This window comes from Chamaesiphon sp. OTE_20_metabat_361 (assembly GCF_031364565.1).
In genome coordinates, this window is record NZ_JANLWO010000536.1 from 1 (window position 1) to 10,028 (window position 10,028).

The following is a 10,028-nucleotide window of genomic DNA, read 5'->3' on the forward strand; positions in this document are numbered from 1 at the left end:
ACTTTGCTAGCCGCGATCGTTTGCATGGTACTAGATTTCATCGCTACTACGGCTTGCTCGGCAGAGACAGATACCAGCTTGCCAAAGGGTTTAAATAAGTCTCTACTGGCAGGTAGAAGCTGCTGTAAGACCTGTTCCCAGGTAGTTGTGATGTCGATGGCATTTGCGGCGATCGGGGCGGTGGTAGCCGCAGGTGGTGGTGCTGACGTTGCTGCTGGTGGCGGTGTCGGAGTAGTGGGGTGACTGGGTGGGGCGCTCGATGGTGGTGAAACAGGCTGCGGTGCTGGAGCTGTGGCACTGGGAGTAACTGCTGGCGACGGTTGCCTACTAATATTTAACAGTCCCAAGATCGCTATTTCCAGCCACAGTTGGGGCTGTGTTGTATGTTTGAGTTGGATTTCACTATCTTTGAGGTGCTTTTGTCCGGCGAGAATCCAATTTAATTCCCAACTTTGGGCGATTTTACACAGTTCCGTCCAAGTTTCACCCGTTAGTGGTACGAGATCGGGACGTTTGGGGGCGGTTTTGGCGATCGTCAGATCCCGATAGCAGCCAGCGAGATTTTGGAGGACGGTGAGGGGTTCTTTGCCGCGTTCGAGGATCGTGCGGGTGCGATCGAGCAGACTTTCCGGATCGGATGTGGCGATCGATTGTAAAATACCGAGTAAGTCGCGTTCTGGTACCGAGCCGATCGCATCATAGACTCGATCGGGCGTAATCTCGCCATCGAGTAAACTCAACCTGTCGAGCAAGCTCTCGGCATCGCGCAACCCACCTTGAGCGATTTGGGCGATGAGAGTTACCGATGCAGGCGCAATTTCGATGCTTTCGATCCCCGCAATATAGGTCAGGTGCTTCACCATCGCATCGACAGGAATCCGCCGATAGTCAAATCGCTGACACCGCGAAATAATCGTCGGCAAGACGCGTTGCGGATCGGTTGTTGCCAGTACAAATACTACATGCGCGGGTGGCTCCTCTAGAGTCTTTAATAGCGAATTGAATGCCGCTGTCGTGAGCATGTGACACTCATCGATAATATAAACTTTATACCGACACTGCACGGGGGCATATTGAGCGCGCTCGATCAGTTCGCGGATATTATCGACACCCGTATTACTAGCGGCATCGATTTCGATAATATCTAGCGCCGCACCCACCGAAATCGAGCTACACACCGCACATTTACCACAAGGTTGTGCTGTAGGTACCTGACTCGCCATACAATTAAGAGACTTGGCTAAGATTCTGGCACTAGAAGTTTTGCCAGTCCCTCGTGGCCCCGTAAATAGGTATGCTGGTGCAATCTTTTCGAGACGTAGTGCATTGGTTAAGGTAGTGGCGATCGCCTCTTGCCCGACTAGATCGGCGAAGGTTTGCGGTCTATATTTATGATGTAGAGGTATGTGTGCCATCTGCGGGATAAATAAAGATGAGGTCGAGCTGACCGAAACAACCTCATTCGAGATTGTTTACCTAGCCCTACTCTCTAAGATACTCTAGATCGAATGTACCTAAATTGTGCATCTAAGGAAGCTGTAAATGTTTAAGAAAATCTGGCAGTCATTTGTGAGGTGGTTCCGCAAGTTATTTGGCGGGGGTAAAGCGACAAGCCGCATTCCTGCGACCGAATTACCACCTTTAGATGATACCGATCGGGAGTACCTATTCATGCAGTTGCTCGAAGGAGTGGCTCATGGCTGGCAACAACCACGCGCGATCGGCTTTTTTAACAAAATTAGGCAACGCGTCCGCAAATCTGAGTGGCTCGAATGGCTGGACAAATTCGGTCGGAATTTGCTTGACGCACCTGTGGCTAATTATGAACTCGCAGGGCGAATGGTGCAATTAGGTCAGCTCGACTGTGGGGAAATTGGCGATCTCGCGGGCGAGTATGGGGCGCGACTACTCGATCGTCAAGCCGAAGCATATCCCAATTTGCTCCCCATTATGGAGTTTAGCGATCTAGAATCAGATGAGGACGGGCAGATGCCATTCGAGCTTCAATATGGTAGCTCGATCGACAGCCCAGATTGGAATTTTGATGAAGTACCACTAGAACTTCTTGCCAGTGACGATCCCAGCCCCCCGTCACAACCAGGATCGCTAGCACATCAGCCAGACAGCGAACAGCCCAGTGGGACGCAGGAGATCACCCTCGAAGAATTTTCAGCCATGCTCCACAACGATCCAGGCTTAGTTGCCGAGTTAGCCGAACAATTTGGGATCGAAACGACCGATCCCCAAATCATCATTAATACCGTTGTCGGGCAAATGCAGCAACAAGTCCAACAAATTAGTGGCGATCTCACTCCGGCTGGGGAAATAAACCCGCCAACGCCAGCAGCACCCACTCCCGCACCAGAAGTACCCACTCCAGTACCAACGGCACCACCAGAAATTCCAGCACCACCACCAGAAGTGCCCACCACGCCTGCACCACCAGAAATTCCAGCACCACCAGCTCCTGCGCCCTCACCAGCACCCGAAGCCCACACGCGATCGAGTATTCCAGCTAGAGAACTACCAGCACCACCGCCGCCACCGCAACCAACATTAGTGGACTACAAATCCGAAGATCCGTGGAGTAATAATTTGCTAGACAGCAATGAAGAAACACTCCCGAAGATCGCTAATCTACCAGACCGTCGTGGAGTCTAGCGATCGATGAGCAGAATTACCAACTTATATACAGACGGTGCTTGTTCTGGCAATCCCGGCCCCGGCGGCTGGGGCACTGTGGCTTATTTTGATGATGGGAGCTGCCATGAATTAGGCGGTCGCGATGGCGCGACGACTAATAATCGCATGGAAATGCAAGCGGCAATTTCCGCACTCCAATTTTTTGCCAGCACCAAGCAAACCGGACAATGCGTACTCTACACCGATAGTGAGTATCTAATTAAAGGCATCACCCAATGGGTGAAAGGTTGGAAGAAAAAGGGCTGGAAGACTGCTGCGGGGAAAGATGTTCTCAATCAAGACTTGTGGGAAAAACTCGATCTGATTAACAATCAAGTTCAAGCTCAAACCAAAGTGCCCGTGTCTTGGCAGCACGTTCGCGGTCACTCTGGTAATGCAGGTAACGAACGCTGTGATACGATCGCCAGAGGCTTTTCGAGCGGTCAGCCACCACACTTGCGGCAACGATCTACAATGGAAATAGCAGCACCGTCTGCTGTCGCACAGACCCCTTCAGATCCTGTGACACCTATTCATTCTCCCTCTGATTTGCAGATTGTCCCCATGTTAGAAGAACAGACTATTCATCTCGATAGTACCGAACATATCCCCCGCGAAGTCCGCGTCGCTCATCTCCACCATCTGATCGATACGTTGCGAATTACTGATGAAATCGCCAAAAGCGGTTATCTAATTGCTAGTTCTGAGCTGGCAGATCTGATGGATATCAATGCTAGTGCTGTCACCAGTCGCGGAGATCGGTGGGCATGGCGCAATTGGATGGTTTCTAGAGTCCGTCGTGAAGGCAACCAAATTCTTTGGCAATTGGAACGAGTGGACGGCGAATAATTAATAGTCGTTATTTTACTAGCAATTATGAGAATGTGCTAACTCGATCGAGTCGGTACATTTTTTTAGTGTCGATTACCTACGGTACGCTTTGCGAACGAGTAGAACTTCGATTGTATTAAAATTAGATATGATTCAAGTATTTAGCTGTACACCCATCATAAATCATGGTTGCTTTACCCGATCGCTCGTTCATGTCAGCAGCGGAATATCTAGAATGGGAGCTTACCCAAGAGGAACGGTATGAGTACTGGGATGGTGAAGTAGTCGCCATGAGCGGCGGCACTCGCAACCACAATCGTATTTCGGGAAACTTCTTTAGGCTCCTAGATGATGCTCTACTAAATCGTGATTGTGATGTGTACATCGCTGATGTCAAGGTTCAAGTAGAGCCAGGGCAAAAGTATTTCTATCCCGATGTAGTGGTGACATGCGACGAGCGCGACGATGAGGCTCAACTCGTCCAGTTCCCTTGTCTAATTATTGAAGTATTGTCACCTTCGACAGAAGCAATCGATAGGGGTGCAAAGTTCGCTAGATACCGTCAATTTACATCGTTACAGGAATATGTGCTGGTTCAGGTAGATCGCCCGAAGGTAGAAGTATTTAGACGCGATCGCAACAATCAATGGGTATTATCAGAATACGATCGAGAAGATCGTCTGTTACTCGAATCAATTGGTGTGGAAATCCCGATCGCCGATCTTTATCGCCAGGTACAATTTGAGGATAATGTTCAAATCGAATGATTAGGTTTTGAGCTGCTCCGATCGCTTTTTGATACCGTTAGATCTTGAGCAGCGACTGCACTTGGTGATTAGCGATTAACCTCTAAAAAGTTCTGCAACCGTCGCCAATTAGCACGGACTACTTTCCACTGCGCGATCGCGTGAAGGAGGATAAATGCTAGAAAGGTATAAGATAACCAAAAATGCAAGCTGCGTCCCACGTCTACCATTGCTTTATTTTGTGGAAATAGATCTGGCAGCAACAAGCCAAAGAACTTGACATTATCGGGGCGAAATGAATTGGATAGCAGAAATCCGGCGATCGGTACCGCCCACATGAACAAGTAGAGTAATAGGTGCAAACTGACATTTTTTATCCAAGCTGGTGTGAATTTCGGCAATCGCCGTGTATATTTCTTCCAACTTACCTTCAATAGTAAAAAAATTCGCCAAGTGAGTAATGCCATCGACAATACGCCCAAAGACTTATGAAAGTCGTATAGTTCGTTCCGAAAGGGTGCGCCGCGTTCGAGTTGGGACATAATCGTCCCGACGATAAATAGTGGTATATAAATCCCCGCCATCCACCAATGCACCGACATCAAGAGTTTAAAAGCAGAGTTAATGCGCGGTCTTACAACTGGTATATCGGTCATCGCATCGACCTCGATGTAATTGAAGTAATTGAGCTTGCTCAAGTCTAACAAATCGATCGACGGCAATGGATCGATCGGCGATTAACAGTTCAGAGACAAATCAGTGGGTGCCATAATTATTAACTATTAATTATTAATTATTAATTATTAATTAATCAAATCCAGCCACGCAATGTGTAGACAACAATGCCGATATATTCGCGGATTGCTTGAGTGGTGAGGGATAAACAATCTTCACTAGGTAGAAAGCTCAAAATCGTTGCTTCAGCGCGACTATTTGGTTCGTCTATTTCTAGCTGTGAGACTCGATAATCTGTAGGAGCCGCGATCGCATCGATACCGATTCTTTTGAAGATTGCCATCGATCTGGGCATGTGGAGCGCCGATGTTACCAATAAAATTCGTTTAAAATTTCGTTCTTTTAGAATCTGTTGCACGTTAACAGCATTATCGCGGGTGTTAAATGAGTTGGATTCTGGAATGATGTCTGGCTTGGGCACGCCCATCGTAACTAGGAGTTTGGTTAAATCCTCCGCTTCGGGAGTTCCGCCCCCTTTCCAGGCGATCCTCCCCCCGCTGACGATGATTTTCGGTGCTTTACCAGCGCGATATAGAGTCGCACCATACCAAACGCGGTCGCCTGCATCGGCAAAATCGACATCTGGGCGCGGATAGGCTTGCGATCTGGTAGCACCGCCGAGAATGACGATCGCATCTGCTGTCGGTAGTTCTGTTTTGGGGATATTTCGCCACTCTAGAGATTGCGCCAACCAATTGCTCGTCCAAGCATTACTACTAAGCAATAAGATTGTTAATGCTGCCACCATTGCCGCAGGTGTCCACTTAGAATTTATCCACCACAATCCGATCGCGACGAGTAAGCAGAAACAAGTTGCCCCGAGTGGATAGAAAAATAAAGGTAAAAGTTTTGAGATAAATAAAAACATTTGAATTGATATCGATCGAATGGATATTGTCTAAAACTTAGATGGTGGGCAATGCTATTCTCTATTCCCTATCCCCTATCCCCTACCCCTCAACAATAAGAATTTGACTAGCAGCATGTGTCGCCTTGGCTCTTGCTAACTCAGTAGTTTCGGCTTTGGCTAGTGCGACACCCATGCGGCGATAGGGACGCGAGTCGGGTTTACCAAACAATTTGATATCGACATCTGGCACACTCAGAGCTGATTCTATACCTGAAAAGTAGATTCGATCGGATGTTTTGTCCGCTAAAATTACGGCGCTGGCGGCTGGTGCATATTGAATAATATTGGGAATTGGTAATCCTAATACCGCGCGCAAGTGCAATTCAAATTCATTTAGATTCTGAGAAATTAACGTGACCATCCCCGTATCGTGGGGGCGTGGCGATAGTTCCGAAAATATGACTTCATCGGCGGTAATAAAAAATTCTACGCCAAAAATTCCGGCTCCACCGAGCGCATCGGTTACGGTTGTTGCGATCGCTTGGGCGGCGGCAATTTGGGCGGGACTAATTTCCGCTGGCTGCCAAGATTCTTGATAATCGCCACGTTCTTGACGATGCCCGATCGGTGGACAAAAAATCGTCGGGGCATTCCATTGTTTGATAGTTAATAGGGTAATTTCGATCTCAAAATTGATAAATTCTTCAACGATTACCTTCTGACTGTCGCCTCGGGAACCATCGATCGCATAATGCCAAGCCGCTTCGATTTCTGCCGCATTATTAACTACCGATTGTCCTTTACCCGAAGAAGACATTACTGGTTTGACGACATTTGGAAAGCCAATTTCGGTGGAGATCGATCGCATTTCATCCAGAGTCGTAGCGTAGGCATATTTAGCCGTCCGCACCCCCAATTCCTGATGAGCGAGTTCGCGAATCCGGTCGCGATTCATCGTGTAGTGAGTCGCCTTAGCGGTGGGAATCACCGTCATCCCGCGTTGCTCGAACTCAGCTAATTTTTCGGTTCTAATTGCTTCAATTTCGGGGATGATGTAGTCGGGTTGATGTTTGGAGACAACGCGTTCGAGATCTTCACCACTCAACATCGAGATAACTTCACACTCATCAGCAACCTGCATAGCTGGAGCGTGTGGATAGCGATCGACTGCGATGACATGATTGCCGAGTCTTTGTGCGGCGATCGTAAATTCTTTACCCAATTCACCCGCTCCCAACAACATCAACTTTTTAGGCAGTTTAATCATCATCCAACTGTAAACATAAGATCTTTAACAGTTTAACAACAATCGCGCCCTTAATCTCCATACTTTGCAACCAAGCCGTAAGCTTGGGACTTAACCATGGGACATTGGCAATAAAAATTAATTAATAATTATTAATTATTAATTACCTCCCTAGCTCCAATTGACGATCGCTTCAATCGCCCATCTCGGGCAACCGCGATGAGTGCTGATAGTTTTTTCACTAATAATATTACCTTGAGGATCGACGATCGTCTCAGTTCTGACGATCGTTTCACCATGTTCGAGATAATTTTCGAGCACGCTCATCGTACTAGCGAGGAGCTGTTGAGATGGCGACATCTCATTATCCATCAGGTTGCCACTCCGCTGTCCGTCATAAAGTAAGGAAGTATCATCAGACTGGCTGAAAACCGAGCTGGGCAAATCGGAACTTGGCGCAGAATTAACATCGCCATCGGGCATCGTCTCGATCGCTAGCTTAGAGATAATCTTACCCAAAATATCGCTATCAGTGCCACCATTAGCCCCATTTTGAGCGCCTAGATCTGCATCGCCGACAACCCCAACATCGCCAACTTTGGCAATCCACGCAATCCGATCTCGCAACGAGAGCGAAATCAAGCCCAACCGCGTCTGGAGATCCAATCGTTCGTCGGTACAGATCATTTGCTGAATCCGGTACCATTTCGATCGAGCCAAAATCAAAATGTCCAATCCTAGCACCGCTGCTGCTGGCTGTTGGCTGTCTTGCCACATTTGCCACAAGCGATCTGCCAGCTCATAGTGCAGGGTATAGTGCTCGGGAATATCATACTTCTGATAGCGCATAAATCCGCGTTCGGCAGTCACAGCATCGATCGGAATAAATTGACATTCAGAAATAATCTCTTGAATCGTCTGCGAGTATTTACTATCTTTTTTAACGAGAATGTAATGTAATTTTTTGGCAACTTTATGAATGGCAATCAGCTCGCCGCCCGGTGTTGATAATTGCAGTGAATTATGAGCATAATCGATCCGTAAATTCTGATTGACAACTAGTCGTTTTTTACCTTGAGCAAACCTCCAGATAATAGTTCGATCGTCTAGCTGTCCGCTCGTATTTTCGCGCTCTTCTAAAAAGCAATCGCGCTCCTGGGCTGGCTGAAATTGGAGATCTTGAGAATCACCTATGAAGGTTGAAGTGTCTGAAAAGTTAGGCTCGTTTGTCATTTGTTTTAGTAATTTGGTTTAGTTGAATAATACTTACCTGCAATATATATCAGATCAAAATAACGGCTTGGTTCGAGATAATACATTTACAACTGGACTGTTTGACTTTCGGCCTTAAACTTTCTAAACAGCCAGAAATATCCCACCATAGCAGCTTCCAATTCGATTACTTCTTGGCGCGGTACCTACCAGAGGCAATCCCGATTTACTAAAGCTAATGCGATGCCAATCGCGTTCTGCTCGGCACTAACCTCTGTAGCTAAATGTGGCGCGCCCATAGATCTAAACTGACTCGATCCCAGCAGGCGCGAGCGCCTCATCAGATTGCACTACTCTAACTATTAGAGTACCCAAAATTGCTGTCACGAATACACCAGCCACTGCTCTAGTTTGATGTCCTTAGCTCTCAATCGTTACAACTACATATACTTCAGATTGGATCGAGATCGATCGCAGCATCATTTGGATCGCGAAAATGTATCAGAATTAATATGTGTTCGACAAGTCTTGGACATAAACTGTACAACATCATGCAAAAATAAAAATTTTAGAACGCATGGTGTGGCTTGATACAGTCGTGTGTCAGCGAGTATAGTAATGCGAAATTATTGCCAACATGAAGAATCTCTTATCTAAAAATCTATTATCCCCGATCTTAATTGCGATCGCTGTCTGGACAGCAGGTCTGTATCCGGCAGAAGCTAGTACTCCAGGTACGAATCCGGCATCCGCAGCTAGCGCCGAAGCTACTGCCGAGCAAATCGAGCAAGCGACCCAAGCCGCTGAAATTAGACCTGGTGACTGGGCTTATCAAACGCTCCAAACTTTGAGTGCTAAATATAGCTGTGGCAACACGCCAACTGGCAATCAAGTTTTATCGCGCGAAGAATTTGCAACTAGCCTCAATGGTTGCGTCCAATCGATCGAGCAATTGGTAGCTAGAAGAAAGCCGCGCAGAGCCATCAAAAAAAGACGAGTAGCCCCAGCGCCGACGATCGAAGCAGCACCTGAAGTTGTCGCACCGCCTCCAGAACCTGCTCCCGCTCCCGTTGCGCCACCAGAGCCAGAGCCAGTAGAAGCCGCAGAGGCAGCAGTTACCCAGCAAGATCTCGACAGACTTAAAGGACTAATTCAATCTTTTAGTGCTGAGCTACAAGGTGTAGATAGTCGCCTCCAGGTAGCAGAAGAAAAAGTTACCAAACTCCAAGCCCAAAGCTTCTCTACTACCACCAAGTTAAATGGTGAAGCAATTATCGGTATCAGTGGCTTCAATACTGGTCGCGGTATCGTTCCTGGTTCGAGCAATACGATCTTGAGCAATCGCGTCCGTCTCAATTTTGATACTAGCTTTACTGGTAAAGACCGCCTGAGAACCAGACTACAGTCCCGCAATACCCCCAACTTCAGTGGGGCGGTGACGGGGACTAACATGACGCGACTGGGTTATGACGGTAATGAAGAAAACGCCACTAACGTTTCGCTATTGCAATATACCTATCCCGTGAGTTCTCAAACCAAAGTCATCTTAGAGACTATCGGTAGTGAATTCAACGAGAACATGCCCACCTTCAACCCCATCCTGGCGAGTTCGGGCAGCGGGTCGATTTCTCGCTTCGGTCGCTTCAACCCTGTCTATCGCCTCAGCGGTGATGGTGCATCTCTAACGATCGATCACAAGTTTGCTGATGGATTAAACCTTTCAGTG

At 47.5% G+C, this 10,028-nt stretch carries 9 protein-coding genes; 4 read left to right on the forward strand and 5 right to left on the reverse strand.

Annotated elements, in window-relative coordinates; translation table 11 throughout:
* A partial coding sequence (locus RMO35_RS15395; protein WP_309742204.1) for a DNA polymerase III subunit gamma/tau occupies positions 1 to 1,415 on the reverse strand: 1,415 nt, incomplete at its 3' end.
* 127 nt (positions 1,416 to 1,542) lie between these two features.
* Here RMO35_RS15395 and RMO35_RS15400 point away from each other — a divergent pair.
* From RMO35_RS15400 to RMO35_RS15410, 3 genes are all read left to right on the forward strand, one after another.
* Entirely contained in the window at positions 1,543 to 2,661 is a 1,119-nt protein-coding gene (locus RMO35_RS15400) for a hypothetical protein (protein WP_309742205.1), read from the forward strand.
* A 6-nt stretch (positions 2,662 to 2,667) separates the two neighbouring features.
* On the forward strand, positions 2,668 to 3,531 hold the full coding sequence (gene rnhA / locus RMO35_RS15405; RefSeq protein ID WP_309742206.1) for a ribonuclease HI: 864 nt from the start codon (positions 2,668 to 2,670) through the stop codon (positions 3,529 to 3,531).
* 167 nt (positions 3,532 to 3,698) lie between these two features.
* Positions 3,699 to 4,280, forward strand: coding sequence for a Uma2 family endonuclease (locus RMO35_RS15410; RefSeq protein ID WP_309742207.1), 582 nt, complete (start codon positions 3,699 to 3,701; stop codon positions 4,278 to 4,280).
* 68 nt (positions 4,281 to 4,348) lie between these two features.
* Here the strand turns inward: RMO35_RS15410 and RMO35_RS15415 are convergent, their stop codons facing one another.
* From RMO35_RS15415 to RMO35_RS15430, 4 genes are all read right to left on the reverse strand, one after another.
* Complete coding sequence (locus RMO35_RS15415; RefSeq protein ID WP_309742208.1) at positions 4,349 to 4,915, reverse strand: cytochrome b; 567 nt, start codon at positions 4,913 to 4,915, stop codon at positions 4,349 to 4,351.
* A 155-nt stretch (positions 4,916 to 5,070) separates the two neighbouring features.
* Positions 5,071 to 5,862 (reverse strand): YdcF family protein, encoded by a 792-nt coding sequence (locus tag RMO35_RS15420; RefSeq protein WP_309742209.1) that lies wholly within the window; start codon positions 5,860 to 5,862, stop codon positions 5,071 to 5,073.
* 82 nt (positions 5,863 to 5,944) lie between these two features.
* A complete protein-coding gene (purT, locus tag RMO35_RS15425; protein ID WP_309742210.1) occupies positions 5,945 to 7,114 on the reverse strand; it encodes a formate-dependent phosphoribosylglycinamide formyltransferase in 1,170 nt (389 codons plus the stop codon).
* A gap of 147 nt (positions 7,115 to 7,261) precedes the next feature.
* Entirely contained in the window at positions 7,262 to 8,323 is a 1,062-nt protein-coding gene (locus tag RMO35_RS15430) for a hypothetical protein (RefSeq protein ID WP_309742211.1), read from the reverse strand.
* 616 nt (positions 8,324 to 8,939) lie between these two features.
* Here RMO35_RS15430 and RMO35_RS15435 point away from each other — a divergent pair.
* A partial coding sequence (locus RMO35_RS15435) for an iron uptake porin (RefSeq protein ID WP_309742212.1) occupies positions 8,940 to 10,028 on the forward strand: 1,089 nt, incomplete at its 3' end.

What these genes read in the sequence shown, in the direction of transcription:
- rnhA (WP_309742206.1), top strand. Translation starts at nt 2,668, where the DNA reads ATGAGCAGAATTACCAACTTATATACAGACGGTGCTTGTTCTGGCAAT.
- RMO35_RS15430 (WP_309742211.1), bottom strand. Translation starts at nt 8,323, where the DNA reads ATGACAAACGAGCCTAACTTTTCAGACACTTCAACCTTCATAGGTGAT.
- RMO35_RS15415 (WP_309742208.1), bottom strand. Translation starts at nt 4,915, where the DNA reads ATGACCGATATACCAGTTGTAAGACCGCGCATTAACTCTGCTTTTAAA.
- RMO35_RS15400 (WP_309742205.1), top strand. Translation starts at nt 1,543, where the DNA reads ATGTTTAAGAAAATCTGGCAGTCATTTGTGAGGTGGTTCCGCAAGTTA.
- RMO35_RS15420 (WP_309742209.1), bottom strand. Translation starts at nt 5,862, where the DNA reads ATGTTTTTATTTATCTCAAAACTTTTACCTTTATTTTTCTATCCACTC.
- purT (WP_309742210.1), bottom strand. Translation starts at nt 7,114, where the DNA reads ATGATGATTAAACTGCCTAAAAAGTTGATGTTGTTGGGAGCGGGTGAA.
- RMO35_RS15410 (WP_309742207.1), top strand. Translation starts at nt 3,699, where the DNA reads ATGGTTGCTTTACCCGATCGCTCGTTCATGTCAGCAGCGGAATATCTA.